At 71.4% G+C, this 18,501-nt stretch carries 19 protein-coding genes; 5 read left to right on the top strand and 14 right to left on the bottom strand.

The features are described from left to right. Window positions 1–482: 482 nt before the first annotated feature. From IPK24_08110 to IPK24_08075, 8 genes are all read right to left on the bottom strand, one after another. On the bottom strand, window positions 483–1,016 hold the full coding sequence (locus tag IPK24_08110; protein MBK8075516.1) for a hydrogenase maturation protease: 534 nt from the start codon (window positions 1,014–1,016) through the stop codon (window positions 483–485). Further along, window positions 1,013–2,338 carry a Ni/Fe hydrogenase subunit alpha gene (locus IPK24_08105; protein ID MBK8075515.1) on the bottom strand — a complete coding sequence of 442 codons (1,326 nt, stop codon included), beginning with the start codon at window positions 2,336–2,338 and terminating at the stop codon, window positions 1,013–1,015. The genes IPK24_08110 and IPK24_08105 overlap by 4 nt, the downstream gene beginning before the upstream one ends. Further along, window positions 2,335–3,126 carry an oxidoreductase gene (locus IPK24_08100; GenBank protein MBK8075514.1) on the bottom strand — a complete coding sequence of 264 codons (792 nt, stop codon included), beginning with the start codon at window positions 3,124–3,126 and terminating at the stop codon, window positions 2,335–2,337. Before IPK24_08100 ends, IPK24_08105 begins: the two co-directional genes overlap by 4 nt. After that, window positions 3,126–3,977 (bottom strand): FAD/NAD(P)-binding protein, encoded by an 852-nt coding sequence (locus IPK24_08095; GenBank protein MBK8075513.1) that lies wholly within the window; start codon window positions 3,975–3,977, stop codon window positions 3,126–3,128. Before IPK24_08095 ends, IPK24_08100 begins: the two co-directional genes overlap by 1 nt. After that, window positions 3,974–4,438 carry a cyclic nucleotide-binding domain-containing protein gene (locus IPK24_08090; GenBank protein MBK8075512.1) on the bottom strand — a complete coding sequence of 155 codons (465 nt, stop codon included), beginning with the start codon at window positions 4,436–4,438 and terminating at the stop codon, window positions 3,974–3,976. Before IPK24_08090 ends, IPK24_08095 begins: the two co-directional genes overlap by 4 nt. A gap of 9 nt (window positions 4,439–4,447) precedes the next feature. After that, complete coding sequence (locus tag IPK24_08085) at window positions 4,448–5,584, bottom strand: 4Fe-4S dicluster domain-containing protein (GenBank protein ID MBK8075511.1); 1,137 nt, start codon at window positions 5,582–5,584, stop codon at window positions 4,448–4,450. A 102-nt stretch (window positions 5,585–5,686) separates the two neighbouring features. Beyond that, on the bottom strand, window positions 5,687–5,896 hold the full coding sequence (locus IPK24_08080; protein ID MBK8075510.1) for a DUF4177 domain-containing protein: 210 nt from the start codon (window positions 5,894–5,896) through the stop codon (window positions 5,687–5,689). A 114-nt stretch (window positions 5,897–6,010) separates the two neighbouring features. Continuing rightward, entirely contained in the window at window positions 6,011–6,682 is a 672-nt protein-coding gene (locus IPK24_08075) for a DUF4386 domain-containing protein (protein ID MBK8075509.1), read from the bottom strand. A gap of 303 nt (window positions 6,683–6,985) precedes the next feature. On the opposite strand from IPK24_08075, the gene IPK24_08070 reads away from it, so the two are divergent. Continuing rightward, window positions 6,986–7,630, top strand: coding sequence for a dihydrofolate reductase family protein (locus IPK24_08070; GenBank protein MBK8075508.1), 645 nt, complete (start codon window positions 6,986–6,988; stop codon window positions 7,628–7,630). Between the two features lie 28 nt (window positions 7,631–7,658). Here IPK24_08070 and IPK24_08065 read toward each other — a convergent pair whose 3' ends face one another. Beyond that, entirely contained in the window at window positions 7,659–9,335 is a 1,677-nt protein-coding gene (locus IPK24_08065) for an urease subunit alpha (protein ID MBK8075507.1), read from the bottom strand. After that, entirely contained in the window at window positions 9,332–10,036 is a 705-nt protein-coding gene (gene ureB, locus IPK24_08060) for an urease subunit beta (protein MBK8075506.1), read from the bottom strand. Before ureB ends, IPK24_08065 begins: the two co-directional genes overlap by 4 nt. Window positions 10,037–10,224: 188 nt before the next feature. On the opposite strand from ureB, the gene IPK24_08055 reads away from it, so the two are divergent. After that, entirely contained in the window at window positions 10,225–11,265 is a 1,041-nt protein-coding gene (locus IPK24_08055) for an agmatine deiminase family protein (protein ID MBK8075505.1), read from the top strand. 465 nt (window positions 11,266–11,730) lie between these two features. On the opposite strand, the gene IPK24_08050 is transcribed toward IPK24_08055, so the two are convergent. Further along, entirely contained in the window at window positions 11,731–12,474 is a 744-nt protein-coding gene (locus tag IPK24_08050) for an HTH domain-containing protein (protein MBK8075504.1), read from the bottom strand. 88 nt (window positions 12,475–12,562) lie between these two features. On the opposite strand from IPK24_08050, the gene IPK24_08045 reads away from it, so the two are divergent. Beyond that, window positions 12,563–12,985, top strand: a complete 423-nt coding sequence (locus tag IPK24_08045; protein ID MBK8075503.1) for an SRPBCC domain-containing protein — start codon at window positions 12,563–12,565, stop codon at window positions 12,983–12,985. Beyond that, window positions 12,982–13,398, top strand: a complete 417-nt coding sequence (locus tag IPK24_08040) for a hypothetical protein (GenBank protein ID MBK8075502.1) — start codon at window positions 12,982–12,984, stop codon at window positions 13,396–13,398. The genes IPK24_08045 and IPK24_08040 overlap by 4 nt, the downstream gene beginning before the upstream one ends. Before the next feature lie 38 nt (window positions 13,399–13,436). On the opposite strand, the gene IPK24_08035 is transcribed toward IPK24_08040, so the two are convergent. After that, on the bottom strand, window positions 13,437–15,146 hold the full coding sequence (locus IPK24_08035; GenBank protein MBK8075501.1) for a GNAT family N-acetyltransferase: 1,710 nt from the start codon (window positions 15,144–15,146) through the stop codon (window positions 13,437–13,439). A gap of 291 nt (window positions 15,147–15,437) precedes the next feature. Between IPK24_08035 and IPK24_08030 the strand changes: the two genes are divergently transcribed. Continuing rightward, window positions 15,438–16,661 carry an ATP-binding protein gene (locus tag IPK24_08030; GenBank protein MBK8075500.1) on the top strand — a complete coding sequence of 408 codons (1,224 nt, stop codon included), beginning with the start codon at window positions 15,438–15,440 and terminating at the stop codon, window positions 16,659–16,661. Window positions 16,662–16,685: 24 nt separating this feature from the next. Here IPK24_08030 and IPK24_08025 read toward each other — a convergent pair whose 3' ends face one another. Both IPK24_08025 and IPK24_08020 read right to left on the bottom strand, forming a co-directional pair. Then, window positions 16,686–17,294, bottom strand: coding sequence for a hypothetical protein (locus tag IPK24_08025; protein ID MBK8075499.1), 609 nt, complete (start codon window positions 17,292–17,294; stop codon window positions 16,686–16,688). Window positions 17,295–17,356: 62 nt separating this feature from the next. Next, on the bottom strand, window positions 17,357–18,499 hold the full coding sequence (locus IPK24_08020) for an MFS transporter (GenBank protein ID MBK8075498.1): 1,143 nt from the start codon (window positions 18,497–18,499) through the stop codon (window positions 17,357–17,359). Window positions 18,500–18,501 lie beyond the last annotated feature (2 nt).

The raw sequence follows: 18,501 nt of genomic DNA, 5'->3' as shown, positions 1-18,501 counted from the left end.
CGCTCCTGATGCTCGCCCAGACCGTGCACGCCGAGGCTCTTCTCCCACGTGACCAGGCGCCACCTTGTCGCGGTAGGCGGTTCGCTGGGCGGCTGCGCTTCGAGCGGGACCAGGGATCGCTGAATAGACCGAAGCATCGGTGATCGACCCTCGGAGGGCGGTGATCGATCGATGGGACCGGGCTGACTCCCACAGTCAGCTGTGACATTGAGATTCGCGAAATGGCCAGATTCCGCCCGTGACGGAGCCGGTCACCGAACCCCGAGACGCAGTAGAGCTGCCCGTCGACCCGGGCATAGTTCAGCGGGGTCCACCGCCGCAGGCCGCCGGCCCGTCCGGTATGACCGAGCACCAGCATGCGGCTGGAGCCCCGCGGCCAGATGTTCACCAGGCGACCCAACCCCAGCCGCCACATGATGACCATGAACCGGTTCAGTTACCGGAACACGGTTCGCAGGCGCTCTTGTGAAGCGTGGAGCAGATCAGCCATGCGGCACCTCGACGGTGATGATCGATTCCCGGCTCGCCGCATCGAGGGGCAGCAGTGCCCGCCTCACCTGCTCGACCGCCGCCGGCACCGCGCGCGCCACCACCGGCGACATCGCTGCCCCGTGCCGCACTTGCGCCAGCTCGATCCCGACCAGGACCACCCGCGGCGGCAGGATCCCCAGCGCCCGACCGAGTTCCACCGCACCGAGGACGCCGAAGGCATGCGTCCCGCGGCCCCTGCGCCCGGCGCCCGCGGCCTCCGGCACCGGAGCCGCGCCCACCTCCCGCACCCGCACCTCACCGGGACTGCCGCCGCCGGTCATCGCGTCCACGATGACCGTCACGAGCTGCCTCCCGACGGCCTGCTGCCAGAGGTCGACCAGGTCGAGTGGATCCTCGATCTGGTGCACCTCGGCCCCCGGCAGCTCCAGAGCACGGACGGCGAGCGCCACCGCCGGGCCGACCGCGTCGTCCCCGCGGTCGCCGTTGCCCACGGCGACAACGAGTCCCGAGAGCACGGCCGTCATGACCGGCTGACCCGCAGGTCGAGGAAGTGCGTGGCGCAGGAGATGCACGGGTCGTAGTTGCGGATCGCCTGCTCGCAGCGGCGGGTGAGCGCCTCGTCGTCCAGGTCGACCCAGGCCTGGGCCACCGTCGCCAGGTCGGCCTCGATGCTGCGCTGGTTCTGCGAGGTCGGCGGCACGATCTGGGCGTCGGTGATCAGGCCCTCGGCGTCCAGGGCGTAGCGGTGGAAGATGGTGCCCCGGGGCGCCTCGCTGGCACCGCACCCCTCACCGGCGCGCGGCTGCACCGCCACCGACGGCGGGTGCCCGTCCTGCCAGCCGTCGATGATGCGTAGCGCCTCCTCGACGGCGTACACCAGCTCCACCGCGCGAACCACGATCGAGCGGAACGGGTTGCGGCACACCGACCCCAGCCCTGCCTCATCGGCCGCCTGGCGACTGACGGCACTGAGCTGGTCGTGGTTGAGGCTGTAGCGGGCCAGCGGCCCCACGGCGTAGGTCTGCCCGTCGAGCCGGGCGTGCAGGGCGTTGGAGCGGGCGACATGTTCCTCGGTGATGTGCCGGGGGAAGTCGGCGACGGCGAAGGTGGCCCCGGTCGAGGTGACCGGCGCCCCGGACTCGATCGCGTACCCGTGCGGTGAGCGCAGCGCCAGGTAGGTGTAGGGCTGCTCGAAGTCCGGGATGTCGAAACCCGCTGCCATGCGCACGGTCTCGAGCGCGTCGTCCAGGGCCTGGACGAGCTGCGGCCGGACGGCGCGCAGTTCGGCAAGGGTGGGCATGCGGTAGAACCCGCCGACCTTGACGTTGACCGGGTGGACGGCGCGCCCCCCGACGGCCGCCATCAGCTCGTTGCCGGCCTTCTTGAGCCGCAGCCCGCGTTCGACCACGTCGCGGTGATCCGCGGCCAGTTCGATCGCGCTCTCGTAGCCGAGGAAGTCCGGGGCGTGCAGCAGGTAGATGTGCAGGGCGTGGCTCTCGATCCACTCCCCGCAGTAGAGCAACCGCCGCATCAGCCGGATCGGTTCACCGACCTCGACCCCACAGATACTCTCGATGGCCGCGCAGGAGGCGGTCTGGTAGGCCACCGGGCAGATGCCGCAGATCCGGGCGGTGAGGTCCGGCGGCTCGGTCCACGCCCGCCCGCGCAGGAACGCCTCGAAGAACCGCGGCGGTTCGAAGATGTTCAGCGCGACCGAGGTGACCTGCCCGTCGTGGATCTCGACGTGCATGCCCCCCTCGCCCTCGACCCGGGCGAGCATGCCGACCGAGAGCACCGTGCCGGTCCGAGCGCGGCCGGAACCAGCCGGCCCGCCGTTGTGCGTCATCGTGTTCCCCTCTCGGCCAACCGATCTGCCTCGGCCCGGAACGCCTCGGCTCCGGTGTTGAACGTCCGGTACAGCCGGCGGACGGCGTCCGTGGGCACACCGTGCTCGATCAGGCGGTGGCTGAGCCCGGCCGGGTTGGCGCTGTCCTGTGGGCCGAAGCAGCCGTAGCAGCCGCGGGCCATGGCCGGGCAGATCGCCCCGCAGCCGGCCTGGGTCACCGGGCCCAGACACGCCGTCCCGTGGGCCACCGCGACGCAGACCGCGCCGCGACGCTTGCACTCCACACACACGCTGTAGGTCGCCAGCCGCGGCGCGCGACCCTGCACTGTGGCGGCGATCAGCTCGAGCAACTGGCCGGCGTCCACCGGGCAGCCCCGCAGCTCGCCGTCCACCCCGACGTGGGCCGAGATGGGGGTGGAGCGATCGAGCGTGCTGAGGTACTGGGGGTGCGCGTAGACGATGCTGCGGAACTGCTCGATGTCCGCGGTGTCGCGCAGGGCCTGGACGCCGCCCGCCGTGGCACAGGCGCCGATCGTCACCAACCGTGCGGAGGCGGCTCGGATCTGACCGATGCGCTCGGCGTCCTCGGGGGTGGTGATCGACCCCTCGACCAGCGACAGGTCGTACGGGCCGTCGACCACGGCCCGGGTGGCCTCGGGGAAGTAGGCGATCTGCACCTGCTCGACGATGGTGAGCAGTTCGTCCTCGAGGTTGAGGATGCTCAGCTGGCACCCGTCACACGAGGCGAACTTCCATACCGCGAGCGTGGGCAGCTTCCGCTCGGCCATCACAGCTCCCAGCGCAGCATCAGCGGGGCGAGCCGGCCATAGTCCATCACCGGTCCGTCGACACACACGAACACCTCGCGCAGCTGGCAGTGGCCGCACAGGCCCACGCCACACTTCATGTTGCGCTCCATCGAGAGTCGGATCCGCGAGGCCGGAACGCCTCGATCGCGCAACGCCGAGGCGCAGGCGCGCATCATCACCTCGGGGCCGCAGACCAGGGCCAGGGTGCGGGTCGGGTCGAAGCCGGCGCGGGCCACCAGCTGGGTGACCAGACCGACCCGGCCCGACCAGCCCTCCGGGGCGTTGTCCACGGTTACCTCGACCACCACGTCGTGCTCGTCGGCCCACGAGCGCAACTCCTCGCCGAACAGGATGTCCTGCGGGGTCCGGGTGCCGTAGAGCAGGACGATGCGCCGGTAGGCCGCGCGGTGCGCGATCAGCTGAAGCAGCGCCGGGCGCAGCGGAGCCAGGCCGATCCCGCCGGCCACCACGACGACGTCCCCACCGGCACCGTCGCCCACCTGCCACCCGGTGCCGAACGGCCCCCGAACACCCAGCACCGCACCAGGTTTCGCGGCGACCAGGGCCGCGGTCACCGATCCCACGTTGCGGATGGTGTGCTCCAGCGGGCCGGCGCCGGCCGGGTCGCCACTGATCGAGATCGGCACCTCGCCGACCCCGAAGGCGTGCAGCATGGTGAACTGCCCGGGTGAGAAGCGCAGCGACTCGCCGTCGGTCGGGGCCAGCTCGAGGGTGAAGGTGTCACGCGTGTCACGGCGGGTGCGCTGAACCTGGAACAGCCTCGGCAGCAACGGGTCGAGGGATGGCCGCGCCGTCGTGGGTGCGGTCATGACCGGCCACCGCCGTACAGGTCGAGCAACCGGACCCGCGCCGCCTCGAGCCGTTGGTGCATCACGGCGTTGACCCGGCGCATCAGCTCGTAGCCGACCAGCGGTTCGGCGTCGCACTTGGCGCGCAGGCACACCGCGTCGAAGGCGATGGTGCTGGTCGAGAGCACCGCGCGGGCGTCGAAGCTCCACCGGTAGGGCGGCACCAGCCAGGACCACCCGACCACGCCCCCGGCGTCGACCGTGTCGAGCACCAGACCCCCACCGGCCGGTCGGTGCACCTGGATCGCCACCCGACCGGTGCGGACGACGTAGAACGCGTCGGCGTCCTGCCCCTCGGTGAACATGATCTCGCCCTCACGGAAGTGCACGTTGCGCGCGCACCCGGCGAGCAGATCCACGGTGGCGGCGTCGACGTCCTCGAAGAACGGGTGCTCGCGCACGAATTCGGCGATGGTCCTCATCTCGGCTCCTTACCGGTGCGCGTGGGACGTGGGAGAGGTCTCGTGCAGGGCCGCCACCTCGGCGGTGAGGTCGATCCCGGCCGGGCACCAGGCGATGCACCGTCCGCAGCCCACACACCCGCTGGTGCCGAACTGGTCCTGCCACGAGGCCAGCTTGTGGGTGATCCATTGCCGGTAGCGCGAGCGCACCGACTCCCGCACGCTGCCGCCGTGGATGTAGGAGTACTCGCGCGAGAAGCAGGAATCCCACACCCGGTGCCGCGCGGCCTCGCCGTGCAGATCGGTGGTGTCGGTGATCGTGGTGCAGAAGCAGGTCGGGCACACCAGGGTGCAGTTGGTACAGGCGAGGCAGCGGGTGGCCACCTCCTCCCAGCGGGGGGAGTCGGTGTTGGCGTAGAGCAGGTCGTGCACCTCGTCAGCCGGCAGGGTGCGGTGGATGCGCTCTCGCGCTCGGGCAGCGACCCGGGCAGCGGCCGCGACGTCGTCCGCGGTGGCGATCTCGGCGCCGACCTGCTCGAGAAGATCGGCCCCTCGCGGGCTGGCGGCCTCGACCACGAAGCGGTGCGACCCGTCGTCGTACAGCTCGGTCAGGGCGAGGTCGTAGCCGCTGTCGGGTTTCGGGTCGCCCCCCATCGAGGTGCAGAAGCAGGTGCCGGCGGGGTCGGTGCAGGTCACCGCGATCAGCAGGCACTGGTCGCGCCGGGCGGCGTAATGGACGTCGACCGCGGCGCGGCGCAGCAGGATCGTGTCGTGCAGCGCGATCGCGCGCAGGTCACACGGCCGCACCCCGAGCAGCGCGAACCGGGGGGCGTCCTGCGCCGGGTCGGGGGCCGACAGCTGCGGCCCGTCGGTGCCCTGGCGGCTGCGCCAGAGCACCTGGTCGGCCGGGAACAGCACCGGCTTGACCGACTGGGCGCCCGCGGCGTAGGCGAACAGCGCGTCGTCCTCGCGCTCACGCAGCCGGTAACGACCGGGCGCCTGGTCGTCGCCGACCCCGCGCGCCAGGTCGGCGACGCCGTGCACCGGCGCGAAGTCGATCGCCCCGTCGCGCACGGTCGGGCCGAGCACGCGCCATCCCGCCTGTTCCAGCAGAATGATCAAGGCATCCAGACCGGCGAGGTCGATACGGCGAGCGTCGGTGGTCACGGCAGCCTCCGGAAGGGGTCACCTTCACGCTAGGGCGCACCGCGCACCGCGCACCGTGACCGAAGGCTCGGATTGCCGACGACGGGGGCTCGGGGTGGTCGCTCAGCCGATGGGTCGCTCGAAGGTGATGAGCATGCCGTCGACGCCGCCGGGGCCGACTCGGCCCTTGATCTCGGCCGCGGTGAGCGCCTTGAGCTGCCAGCCCTCGGCGGCATGCTGATTGAGGATCGCCTGCAGCTTCTCGCCCGACATCTTGCCGCCGATCAACTTCTCGCGAAGCTCCACGACCCGGTACTCGTATCTCGCTGTCACGCACCTACGGTACGCCGCCCAGAGCTCGGGGCAGTGGCTACGCGGCTGGAGATGACCCCGCCGAATACGGGGACCTCTGGTGTGTCCAGGTCAGGCAGGTTCAGTGCATTCCGCTCAGCTGTGGACGCCGGCCAGAGCTCCGCTCGCAGACTCCGGCGTGGTCGTCCCACCCGCCGATCGGAAGCCACGGACGATCAACCACACCCCCAGCACCATCTCTTGCAGGGCCAGGGGAAGAACCAGCAGGTTCAGCGCGGTGGAGGTGTAGCCGATCACGTCGTACAGCGCGAGCACGAAGGCGGCGACATAGAACGGGATCCCCGCGAGGCCCCACCCGGCGAGCCAGCGAGGGACGAGGCGCGACCGCAGGAGCAGGGCGTAGAACATGGCGCCGCCGAGGCAGAACACGATGCTGAGCACCACGCCGACGGCGTCGGAGTCGATCAAGAAGATGCCCAGCCGCACGCCTGCCGGCGAGGCCGTGCCCGGCCCAGCCGACATGACCCCGCTCAGCGGCACCAACAGCAGCATGGCCAGCGCGCTGATGACGTAGCAGGCCGCCTCGACCGCTCCGCGGAGGGTCAGATAGCCGATCGCCAGCACCTCGTCGACCCGGCGCAGCACCGGGAAGAGCACGACGGGGACGAACGCGAGCGCCAGTCCCATGACCAGGATGAGCAGAGCGCCCGTCGCGACCCGAGAGGAGTGCTCGGCGGCATAGGCGAGCGGATCGGCCGCGTTCCGCACCGGCCCCTGCACCAGGAGCTTGCAGAGAACGCCGGCCACCGTCCCGATGATGTACAGAACTCCGGCTGTCGTGGTAGCTGTCCTGTGCTCTCGCATGGCGTCCTCGCCCACGGTCGGTCGGGCCCGGACGACGCATCACCCTTGCGGCATCGTCCTTCTACGTCCTGTCTGACGCCGCCCTATATGACCGTATTACCCGCCTCGGGCACCGGCAGCAGGAGTAGAACGTCCCTCTGCGGACCACGTCGCTGCGCCCGACGAGATCGGCGGGAAAAGGCCGGTCGCGACATCCCTGCCGACGTGGGAGCCTCGGGTTCGGTCATCGCGGCCGGAGGAGGAATCATGGGGCAGCTGCTCAGGGTGCAGAACTTCGGCGTCTCCAGCGACGGGGTCGCTGCCGGCGAGAACCAGAGCCTGGAGCGTCCGTTCGGGCATGTCGATCCCGGGGCGCTCTTCGCCTGGGCGGGAGCCACCGCCGGCTGGCCGAACCGCACCGACCCCGGCGGCAGCCGCGGCCTGGACGACTACTTCACCCGCGACTTCGCGAACAACATCGGCGCCGAGATCATGGGCCGCAACAAGTTCGGCCCTCAGCGCGGGCCGTGGGCCGATCACGACTGGCAGGGATGGTGGGGCGAGGAGCCCCCGTTCCACACGCCCGTGTTCGTCCTGACTCACCACCTGCGGCCGTCGATCACCCTCTCGGACACCACGTTCCATTTCGTGGACGACGACCCGGCCGCGGTGCTGGAGCAGGCACGCCAGGCCGCCCAGGGCAAGGACGTGCGACTGGGCGGCGGAGTCACCACGATCAGGGAGTTCCTCGACGCCGACCTCGTCGACACCCTCCACGTGGCGGTCTCGCCCGTGACGATCGGCTCCGGCCTGCGGCTCTGGGACTCGCCCGACGAGCTGCGCGACCGATTCCACCTCGACGTCGTCCCCAGCCCGAGCGGCGTCACTCACCACCTGTTCTGGCGCACGTAGCGCACCCCGAACGCACCTGGAACGCACCTCAGAAGTGATACAGCTGCTGCAACGGCGAACGTGCGACAGGCTGCATCGTCAGCGGGACGCCGTCCAGGGTCGTCACCCCGCTGCCGGCCGCGACCCGCACCTCCCCCGTCACGCCGTGCCGCACCAGCCCCGACAGCCGAGCCGAGCGGCAGCCGACCACCGGGGTCACCCTGCGCCCGGTCAGCCCCGAGAGTGTTCCGGCCTCGTACGCGGCGCGATTGACGAAGAGCAGCGACAGCTGCGCCGCGGTCGAGCCGTGCGCCCCGAACTGGCGACCCAGCCGTCGCGGTTGCGCGCCGTCGATCGCTGCATTGGGGTCACCGACCAGGCCCCAGGCAGGCAGCCCCGCCTTCAGCACCAGCACCGGTTTGGCGGCGAAGAACGCCGGCTCCCACAACACCAGGTCGGCGAGCTTGCCCACCTCGACACTGCCGACGTCCCCCTGCAGACCATGCACGATCGCGGGATTGATCGTCAGCTTCGCGAGGTAGCGCAACACCCGGGCGTTGTCGTCCCCGTCCCCGGCTTCGCCGACCGGGCGCAGTACCGAGGCCAGGGCGAAGGTCCGGCGCCAGGTCTCCCCCGCCCGACCCATCCCCTGCGCGTCGGAGGAGGTGATCGGAATGACCCCCAGATCGTGCAGCACGTTCTCGGCGGCCATCGTCGCCGCGCGCACCCGGTCGTGGGACAGCTCGAGGTCACCGGGCAGATCGTCGCGCAGACCGTGCACCGCGCAGATCATGGCGTGATGTTCGGCCACGGCGTCGCGGCCGAAAGGCAGCGTCGGGTTGGTCGAGGAGGCCAGCACGTGGTCGATCCCGGCCAGCGAGAGCACATCCGGGGCATGTCCCCCGCCGCACCCCTCGACGTGATAAGCGTGCACGGCCCGGCCGTCCAGCACCGCCAGCGTGTCGGCCACGGACAGACTCTCGTTCAGTCCGTCGGTGTGCAGCGCCACCGCTACGTCGTAGTCCTCGGCGGTGGTCAGCGCCGTGTCGAGGGTGCGGGGGTGGGCGCCGGTGTCCTCGTGCACCTTGAACCCGCACACGCCGGCCTCGAGCGCCTCCAGCAGTGGACCCGGCCGACTGGACGAGCCGCGGCCCAGAAGCCCGACGTTCACCGGGTGATCGTCGAAGGCGCCGTACCCGGTGCGCAGCACCCAACCCGATCCGACGCCGACCCCCCAGAACGGGCCGATCTCCTGCCCGATCACGGTGGTCATGCCGGAGGCGAGTTCGGCGTCCAGCACCCGGGGCGAGAGCAGGTGAACATGGGTGTCCACACCACCGGCCGTCACGATCAGTCCCTCGCCCGAGACCACGACCGTGCCGCTGCCGAGCACCACGTCGACGTCGTCCATGGTGTCGGGGTTGCCTGCCTTGCCGATCGCGCTGATCCGCCCCGCCCGGATGCCGATGTTGGTCGCCCGCACCCCGTGCACCGGGTCGAGCAGCAGCACATTGGTCACCACGACATCGCACGACTGCGCCGTGGTGACCGAGCGCAGCCCGATCCCGTCCCGCCCGGTCTTGCCGAACCCGACCAGCACCTCGTCGCCGGCCGTGCCGCGATCGTCGCGCTCGACCCGCACCCGCAACCCGGTGTCGCCGAGCACTACTCGGTCACCCAGCCCCGGCCCGTACGCACCCGCGCGCGCCCGGGGGTCCAGTCTCACGACCTGCTCCCGGAGTCGAGGTAGCCGCAGGCCCGGGCTCGGTCGAGCGCGGCCTCCCGAGCGCCCGGGGCGTCGAGCGGGCCGTCGACCAGACCGGCGAAACCCACCACCACCCGCTCGCCGCGGATCGCGGCCAGCCACACCGTGGTCGTGTCGCCGGGCGGGAACCGCACGTGGGTGCCGGCCGCGACGTCCAGGTGTCGCCCGTAGGCCGCCGCGCGGTCGAAGCGCAACCGTGGGTTCGCCTCGAAGAAGTGGAAGTGGCTGGTCACCGAGATCGGCACGGCGGCGGTGTTCTCCACCGTGACCTGGACGACGCCCACGTCCGTCTCGTGATCCAGCTCGGGTGCCGGCTCGGCCGGCAGGATCGACCCGGGCATGTCGTCGCGCTCGGGCACCGGGCCGAACGGATCGTCCACCACGACCAGGCGGCTGCCGTCGGCGAACACCGCCTCGACGGCCACCCGTCGGACGACGTGCGGCACCTCGGGCATGAGTTCCTCGACGCGCAGCACGGCGCGGCCCGCGGCCACCGCCTCGGCATGACGTCCGCCGCGTCGCGCCACTTCGCACACGGTGTCGGCCACCAGCGCCGTCGCCTCGGGAACGTTGAGCAGGACGCCGTCCACCCGCCGCCGCCGGGCCAGTTCGGCCGCGAGGAAGACCAGCAACCGGTCGTGTTCGGTCTCGGTGAGGTGCATGGCCCTCCGTCCGTTCTTGACTGAATTTTCAGTCAGGGGCACAGTAGTCGCCCATGGGTACCGCGACAATGCCTCCCGCCGAACGAGCCCCCGACGAGCAGGGCATCGCGGCCGGCTACCGCGCCGAGCTGGCGCCCCACGGGCTGGCCGCGGTCGCGCGGACGCCACGACCCGTGGTCGACCCCCGCCTGGCCGAGTACCGGATGCCGGCCGAGTGGGAGCTGCACGAGCGCACCCTGGTCACCTGGCCGACCCGAAACGACCTGTGGGGCAATGCCTTCGAAGCCGCCGAGCGCGACTATGCCGGCGTCGTCCGGGCCGTGGCGCAGTTCGAACCGGTGACCGTGATCGCGCGCCCGGGCCGAGCGCGACGGGTTCTCGATCTGTGTGGCAGCGAGCAGCTCGACGTGCTCGAGGCACCGGTCGACGACTCCTGGATCCGCGACAACGGGCCGCTCGTCGTCCGACGCGGGGACGGTCACCGGCTGGGGGTCGACTTCGCCTTCAACTCCTGGGGCCGCAAGTTCCTGCCCTACGACGCCGATGCCGCTCTGGCCGCTCGCATCCTGGACCATCTGGGCATCGAACGGGTTCCGGTCGACCTGGTACTCGAGGGCGGGGCCATCAGCGTCGACGGCGAGGGCACGCTGGTCACCACGGCCCAGTGCCTGCTGCACAGCAACCGCAATCCCGCTCTGTCGCACCAGGACATCGAGGCGACGCTGAGCGCGGCCCTGGGGGTGCGCCGGGTGCTCATGCTGCCGTTCGGCCACCTGGACGACCGGCACACCGACGGCCACGTCGACGGCGTCTGCACGTTCACGGCACCCGGGCACGTTGTGGCGCAAACCTGCGGTGACGCCGCCAACGTCAACCACGAGGCGATGGCCCGCAACCTGCGGTACCTGCGTGACACCCCGGACGCCGCGGGTCGCGCGCTGCAGGTGCACGGCCTGGACCTGTTCTCGCACGTGGTGGTCGAGGGGGTCGACGACTTCGTCTCCTACGCGAACTTCACCGTGGTCAACGGCGGGGTCGTGGTGCCGCTCAGCGGCAACCCCGGGGACGACGAGCTCGCGCTCTCGGTGATCGGCGAACGTTTCCCCGGGCGGGCCGTCGTGGGCGTGCCCGCAGCGGTCATCGCCTTCGGCGGGGGCGGACCGCATTGCATCACGCTGCAGATTCCGGCGGCCGTGCCCGCGGCGGGCCCCGGACCGGACCAGCCGTGACCGATCGTCGATCCTCGTTGCTCGACGCCACGATCACCGTCATCGCGCGACGCGGCGTCCGGGGCCTGCGGGTGCAGGAGGTCGCCGCCGAGGCCGAGGTCTCGGTGCCCCTGATCTACCACTACTTCGGCAGTCGCGGCGGGCTGCTCGAGGCGGCGCTGGCTGCGGTGCACGAGCGGGCCGGCCGCTACACGCAGGCATCGGCCGACCCCCGGGCGAGCGCCCGCGACCAACTCACCGCCCGGCTGCTCGGCGAACTGCAGGACACCGAGGAGGTCAGGACCACCTCCAGCGCCTGGGGCGAACTGCGCTGGGCATCGGTCTTCGACGAGGGGTTGCGCCCGCCGGTCGCGGCGCTCACCGCCGAGTGGGTCGCCGAGGTGGCGCACCTGATCGACCGGCTCCAGGTGGAGGAGGGCGTGACCGAGGTGGATCGGCGCGACCCCGAAGCCACCGCCGAGATCCTCATCGCCCTGGTGGAGGGGCTCTCCGGACGGTGGCTGACCGGCGCGGCGCCCCTGTCCCGTCTGCGCCGGCTGCTCGAGACGGCGATGACGCGTGAGCTGCCGCCGCGCCCGCGGCGGGCGTCCCGGCCTCGAAGCGCCGACGCGAGACGTTGACCGTCCCCCACTGCGCCTGGGGAATCCGGTGCTGCGGGTCGAGCGCGTCCACGAGTTCCCACCCGACCGCGGTCAGCACCAGCCCCACCGGGTACACCTCACGGCGGTCGGCGTCCTGCGCGCGCAGCCGCACCACCCCGCGGCGCCGTACCGCATCGGCCAGCGCCGCGACGCGTGGGTCCGCACCGTCCGGTGCGGCAGGTTCGATGCGAAACCGGTTGCCCGCCAAGGAGGCCGTGGCGCGCACCGGGTCGGGCAACGACTCCAGCAGCTTGCTGCAGGCGCGCCGTCCCGCCTCGGCCAGGCCGAGAGGCTCCAGCTCGACCGGACGGCGCGACAACAGCACGCCGAGCGCCTCGGCCTCGTCGGTGGCCAGGCCGGTCAGGCGGGTGCGGTAGTTGAAGCCGAGCTCGATCCCGCCGCGCCGCCCGGGCTGCACGAGCACCGGCAGCCCGGCCTGCCCCAGCGCCTCGACGTCACGGAGGATGGTCCGCCGGCTGACCTCGAGTTCGCCGGCCAGTTGGACGCTCGTCATCCGGCCGCGGTTCTGCAACAACAACAGCATCTGCAGCAGCCGGGACGCTCTCATCGGCCTCCGATGTCCTCCACAGCCAGAAAAGATGACAGGGGATGTCATCGTAGGACTGCTAGCTTGCGCGGCGGGAGGAGGCGGACTCATGAAGTACTACGAGGTGCGCCGGCACATCGACGCCGAGCCGTCGATGATCTGGCAGACCCTGACCGACCCTGCGGCCCTGGTGGCCGCCGGGACCGGCATCGAACGCATCGACGGGGCGATCGCCCCCGGCGGCACGTTCACCATCTGGTCGCAGGCGGCCCCGGGGCGAGGCTTCAAGACCCGGGTCACCGAACTCACCGCGCCCTCCTCGATGGAGTGGACCGGCGGGATGCCCGCCGGTCTCTTCCGCGGGGTGCGACGCTTCACGCTCACCCCGTCCGCAGGCGGCACCGACTTCCACATGCGCGAGGAGTTCACCGGCCTGATGCTGCCCCTGATCTGGCGCACCATGCCCGACCTGCAACCATCCTTCGAGGCCTTCGCCGACGGGCTGGCCCGAGCCGGCGAGGAGGCCCGATGAACCAGGTGACCTACGGCGACGGCACGACCGAGGACCCGTGGCTGCTCGAGACACCCTCGCGCACCTCGACGTACTCCGCCTGGCGGGACGAGAGCGCCGATCCGCCGGCGCTCGTGGTCCAGGTCGGCACCACGAGGCTCTCCTACCGTCTCCAGGCCCTGGACGACGCGCTGGCCATGCTGCGCGACCACGGCGACTGGGTGCCGCTCGGCAACGCCGACGAGGGTAAGCCGGTCAAGGACGGCACGGTCGAGGCGTGGGCTCGCGATCCGGCCAACCCCGTGGGCGGGTACTACGGCCTGCGCAAGGGCTACCGAGGCCGGTTCGCCAACTACGTCACCCCGGTGCTCGAGCTGCTCGGCCACGTGGAGCTCGAGCACGGGCCGCGCAACAACCGGGTGCGCGCGATCTGAGCCCGCGCGCGTTCATCGCCGGCACGCCGCGAGCCCCCTCAACCCTGCGCGCTCCCAGCACCAGCACCAGCGTCGCCGTCGGCGACCGGGAGCGGGGCTCGCATCGACAACACCCCCGACTCGATCGTGCGCTCCCAGGTCAGCCCCGGCGCCTCGAGCACGCGCAGCATCGCGGCGTTGTCCGCCAGCACCGTGGCCACCACCTCGGCGAAGCCCAGCCGCTCGGCGAACTCCAGCATGTGGCGCATCAGGCGCATCCCGACACCGCGCCGCTGGTAGGCATCCTCGACGATCATGGCCAACTCGGCGGCGCGAGCGTTCTGTGGAGAATCCGGAAAGACGTTGCCGAGTCCGATGATGGCGCCGTCCTCGTTCATGACGACGAGGGTCGCGCCACGATGGCCACCCGTGACCCGGCGCAGGTTGATCTCGCGCCACTCGTCGACCGGGGTGAAGTAGCGCTGGTAGCGACTCCGTTCGGAGCACCGCTGGTGCATCGCGGCGACCGCGTCGGCGTCCTCCGGCCGGGCCAGCCGAATCCAGACCGTCATACCGCCCGCGATCGGCTCCACCCAACCGAGCGCGTCGGCGTCACCCTGTGCACTGGAGATCGCCGCGGCCAGCCGCAGCAGTGCCGACGCGCGCGTCTTCTCCGCCCGGGCGAACGGTGCCCAGTCCCGATGCAGCACCACGTGCCGATCCGGCGTCCACTGCAGTCGCAACACCCCTTCGGTGTCGTCCTCGCCTGCGGTGGCCGGCTCGACCTCGAAGCGATCGGCCTCGATCAGCGCGGCCGCGGCGAGCGGGGCGGATCCCGGGTTCGTGACCAGTTCCGCGGCGCCGTCGAGCACCCGGGTGGGCAGGTCCGCGGCGTCCTCGAGGCTGCCCTGCGTCACGTGGGCGTTGCGTCCGGCCGACATCGCGACGGCGACGAGCTCGGCCGCGGTCACCTGTGCCGGCGCCGTCAGCGCCAGGTCGATGGTGCGATAGGCATCGTCACCGGTCAGCACCCAGGACGCCGCCACGTCGACGTGCAGCGTGTTCACGGCGCGGATCAGCTGGGCCAGACTCCCTGGCCGCGCAGGGATGTCGACCCGGAGCCGCCAGGGCCGCTCCGCGGCGTGGTCGGGCTTCGGGAACAGTTCCGCCGGCGCAACGGAGCCGCCGATGCGGGCCATCAGCGCGTTCCACGCCCGTTGCGACGCAGGTCGCTCCAGCAGCGGGTCGACCATCGCGAGCCCCACCGACAACGCGAGCGCGAAGTGCACGAACGCGTCGTCGTCCACCTCGGCGGCGACCCCTCCGGATCGGCGCATCTGATCGGTGACCGTGCGCACGTTCGCCCAGCGTGCCCGCAACCGCTCGGACTCCAGCGCTCGAACGTCGGCGTCACGGTGCGCCCGGAGGATCGCCTCGAGCTCGAGCGGGCTCCAACTGCGCTCCGGCGCCGCGAAGATCTCGCCGATCGCGCCCAGTAGCACCGCCATCGGTGGCGTCTGCTCGGGGTGACCGGCCGCATCGGCCAGGCGGTCGGCGGCCTGCGAGCTCGTCCGGGCGGTGAGCACACTCGCGAAGAGCTCGGCGCGTCCGCCGGTGAGCCGCTTGACCGTGTGCGCGCTCACCCCGGCCCGTTCGGCCACCAGCGGCAGCCGGGTGCCGCCGTACCCGCGCTCCGCGAAGAGGTCCGCCGCGGCGTCCACGATCCGGGACCGGATGTCCTCGTCCCGCTGCTCGTCGTCCGGCACCATCGCGGGTCTCCTCCCTGCAGGGTGACTCGAATGGCGATCGCCCCACCCACGGTAGCGGCGCGCCGCCGGTGGACTCCTGCGGGCGCTCGTCGTCCAGGTGCACCCGGTAACTCGACGCATGCACAGGGGCACCCGATCCTGCATGAAAATGGCAATGGATCATGTGTGAAAATGGTATTGATCCATGCATGAAATTGGTACTCTGATCGAGTGACCACAACTGGGTCGGCCTATCGACCTCGCCTCGTGGACCCGCTCTTGACCGACGCGCTCGCCACCTTCGCTGCCGTGATGGTGGTGGGGCCGAGGGCATGCGGCAAGACCACGACAGCTGCTCGCGCCGCCACGCAGATCGACCGATTGGACGTCCCCGACACCGCCTCGCGCTATCGTGCCGACCCGGATGCCGCACTCAGGCATGCTGCGCGGCCCCTCCTCATCGACGAGTGGCAAGAAGTCCCCGAGGTGCTGGGGGCGGTGAAGCGCGCGGTCGACCGTGATCGCACCCCCGGGCAGTTCCTGCTGACCGGCAGTATTCGGGCAACCTCCGAGCTGGCGACCTGGGCGGGCACAGGCCGCGTGATCCGGCTGGCCCTCCACCCCTTGACCGAACGTGAGATCCGCGGCACCGCGGTGGGTGACGACCTCATCACCCGCCTTACTCATCACTGGCTGGACGCGATCCCCCCGACGCTTCCCGAACTCGATCTGGACGCCTACGTCGGGCTGGCAGTGCGTGGAGCCTTCCCCGAGACCGCCCTCGTCGAACGAACCGCGAGGCAGCGACGGCTGTGGCTCGACAGCTACCTCGACGATCTCGTCACCCGTGACATGGCCTCGATCGGTTCTGCTCGCGACCCCGTCCGTCTGCGCCGCTACCTCACCGCCTTGGCGCTCAACCTGGCCGGACAACCGACCGACGCGTCCCTGATCCACGACGCATCGATCAACGCCAAGACCGCCGCAGCGTACGATCGCGCGCTGACGAATCTAGCCGTCCTGGACACTGCGCCGGCCTGGGCCTCGAATCGACTCAAACGGCTCACTCGGGCCGGCAAGCGTTACCTCGTCGACACCGGGCTTGCGGCCGCGGCAGCTGATGTCGATCTCCCCGACATCGTCGGCGTCAGCGATCTCCGCGGCCGCTGGATCGACGCGTTCGCGGCCGTCCAGCTCCGAGCAGAGCTCGCCAGCGCAACACCGAGGCGCACCATGTACCACCTGCGTGTCGAAGGTGGACGCCGGGAGGTCGACCTTCTCGTCGACCTCGGACGAGGTCGGGTGTTCGCGATCGAGGTGAAGGCAGGTAGCGCCCCCACCCGGGACGACGCCCGACACCTGATCTGGCTCCGTGATGAGCTCGGGGCCGACTTCGTGGGCGGCATCCTGCTGCACACCGGCCGAGCCGTCACCGAACTCGACCACCGCGTCGCCGCCGCACCGCTGAGCGCACTCTGGTCACTCCCGACACCCACACCGCACCAGGGTCTCGTGCCGCCGTTCACGACCGGCTGATCGCGCCGACACGCCGGTCACCGATCAGCGACCAGCTTCGTCGTCCAGGGCACTGCGCCGCAGGTCGAGGGAGAACGCGCGACGGATCCAGCTGGTCGTGGACGGCGCCCGGTCGGGGTCTGCGAGCTCCCCGGTGAGGATGGCCTCGCGCGCGGCAGCCGCGGCGTCGGAGCGATCGAGCGCAGCCGAGACGACCCCCTCGTCCACGGCGAACTCCCACACCGTGCGAAACCGCCAGGCCGGGTTGAACCCCATGTGCACGTAGGTCTCCTGCACGAAGTCGCGGCCCACCAGCAGGGTTCCGGTGAACGGAACCGCCAGCTCCCATCCGGTGATCTGCCACGCGGCGCCCCAGGATCGGTCGGCCGGCACGACCTGCCCACCGGCGACCGACATACCCTGCTCCAGAGCCCGTCCCTCGAAGGTCGCCATCGACCCGAGCGCCACCGAGGTCAGCCTCAGCCGGCCCTCCGCGACGGTGTAGTAATCGATGTGCCCCCGCCAGCAGGCCGTGCTGATCATCGGCGTCGCCAACGACACCGACCCCGGGTCGAACAGCCCCTGACCGTCGATGCCGGCGATCGCGTACTCCGTTCCCTCGAAGGTCACGAAATCCGGTGCCTGCGCCGTCATCACCCCATGATGGCCGAGTTGCCGCAAAAGATCCCCTCACCGGTCACGAGGCCGGGCTTCGGCTATGCCACCTCCGGCGATGTGGTCGCCGACGGGACGAACGCCAGCGCCACCAGGACCACCGCGACCGTGACCGCGCAGGCGACGGCCCAACCCGTTGCCCCGTACAGCGCACCGGCCGCCGCCGACCCGAGCACGGCACCGGCCACGGCAGCCGCCCCCTGAATGCCGAAGCCGTGGCCCGCCCGGGTCCCGCTGATCGTGGCGATGAGCGAACGCTCGACGGGGATGGACGCCGCGAAACCCGCCGCGGCCGCCGTCCACCCGACCGCGAGACCGATCACGCTGTCGGCGGCGGCCAGCACGGCGGCGGTGACACCGATGAGCATGAGCATGACGACGAGGGTCCACCGGCGTCCGAGCCAGGCGGTGACCCGGTGAGCAAGGGTGCTGGCGGCCACGAAGACCAGGAAGCCGGGAGCCATGACCAACCCGACGTCGCGGACCGAGAGACCGAAGTGCCGTTGCAGCCGGAGCAGGACCAGCAGCAGGAGCAACGCTCGGGCCGCCGTGGTGACCAGGACCAGAACCGCCACCGGCAGGAGGGCGCGGGTGAGGCGGGCCGGCGGGTCGGCGACGGCCGACCGCCCGGCGCCGTCCGGCAGCCGGGCGAGTCGGATCAGCGTGTACGCCATCGCGAAGACGGCCGCGAAGCCGAGGAACAGAACGGAGTAGTCCACCTGGTCGAGCACCAGGAAGACCACCGTGAAGGCGACCAGGGCGCCTCGGCTCTCGAACGACAGCAGCCGCCCGTAGCCGCGCGGGGACGGGTCGCGATCGGCGACGTGCGCCAGCACCGCGGTGTGGAACAGCGCCATCCCGACACCGGTGGCCGCTGCGGCTGCCACGGCCACCGCCACCGCCGTGGTCGCGGCCACGGCGTAGCCCACCATCGCCAGGGCCATCAGCAGCGTTGCGGAGCCGGCAACGGTGCCGCGGGCCGCGCGGTCCACCACCCGTGCGGCCCAGGGCCGAGCGACCAGGGACGCCGCGGTCTGGATGGCCAGCAAGGCCCCGGCGACCGCGGCCGAAACGCCCAGCGCGGCGCCCGCCCACAGCGGCAGCAGGAACTCGACCACTTCCAGCACCCCGTCGGCTCCCGCGACCGCCAGGAGCAGGCGGCGGTCGACCGCGGTCGACGTCACGA

It is taken from the genome of Kineosporiaceae bacterium, from assembly GCA_016713225.1.
Classification (GTDB): Bacteria; Actinomycetota; Actinomycetes; order Actinomycetales; family Kineosporiaceae; genus JADJPO01.
The sequence above is the reverse complement of the archived record's forward strand: the minus strand, read 5'-3'. Positions and strand labels throughout refer to the sequence as shown.

Bases quoted from the DNA above. Each gene is read 5' to 3' on its own strand.
- IPK24_08030 (MBK8075500.1), top strand. From the start codon at position 15,438: ATGGTGGTGGGGCCGAGGGCATGCGGCAAGACCACGACAGCTGCTCGC.
- IPK24_08100 (MBK8075514.1), bottom strand. From the start codon at position 3,126: ATGGCCGAGCGGAAGCTGCCCACGCTCGCGGTATGGAAGTTCGCCTCG.
- IPK24_08035 (MBK8075501.1), bottom strand. From the start codon at position 15,146: ATGGTGCCGGACGACGAGCAGCGGGACGAGGACATCCGGTCCCGGATC.
- IPK24_08110 (MBK8075516.1), bottom strand. From the start codon at position 1,016: ATGACGGCCGTGCTCTCGGGACTCGTTGTCGCCGTGGGCAACGGCGAC.
- ureB (MBK8075506.1), bottom strand. From the start codon at position 10,036: ATGCACCTCACCGAGACCGAACACGACCGGTTGCTGGTCTTCCTCGCG.
- IPK24_08105 (MBK8075515.1), bottom strand. From the start codon at position 2,338: ATGACGCACAACGGCGGGCCGGCTGGTTCCGGCCGCGCTCGGACCGGC.
- IPK24_08095 (MBK8075513.1), bottom strand. From the start codon at position 3,977: ATGACCGCACCCACGACGGCGCGGCCATCCCTCGACCCGTTGCTGCCG.
- IPK24_08070 (MBK8075508.1), top strand. From the start codon at position 6,986: ATGGGGCAGCTGCTCAGGGTGCAGAACTTCGGCGTCTCCAGCGACGGG.
- IPK24_08045 (MBK8075503.1), top strand. From the start codon at position 12,563: ATGAAGTACTACGAGGTGCGCCGGCACATCGACGCCGAGCCGTCGATG.
- IPK24_08025 (MBK8075499.1), bottom strand. From the start codon at position 17,294: ATGACGGCGCAGGCACCGGATTTCGTGACCTTCGAGGGAACGGAGTAC.
- IPK24_08040 (MBK8075502.1), top strand. From the start codon at position 12,982: ATGAACCAGGTGACCTACGGCGACGGCACGACCGAGGACCCGTGGCTG.
- IPK24_08050 (MBK8075504.1), bottom strand. From the start codon at position 12,474: ATGAGAGCGTCCCGGCTGCTGCAGATGCTGTTGTTGTTGCAGAACCGC.
- IPK24_08090 (MBK8075512.1), bottom strand. From the start codon at position 4,438: ATGAGGACCATCGCCGAATTCGTGCGCGAGCACCCGTTCTTCGAGGAC.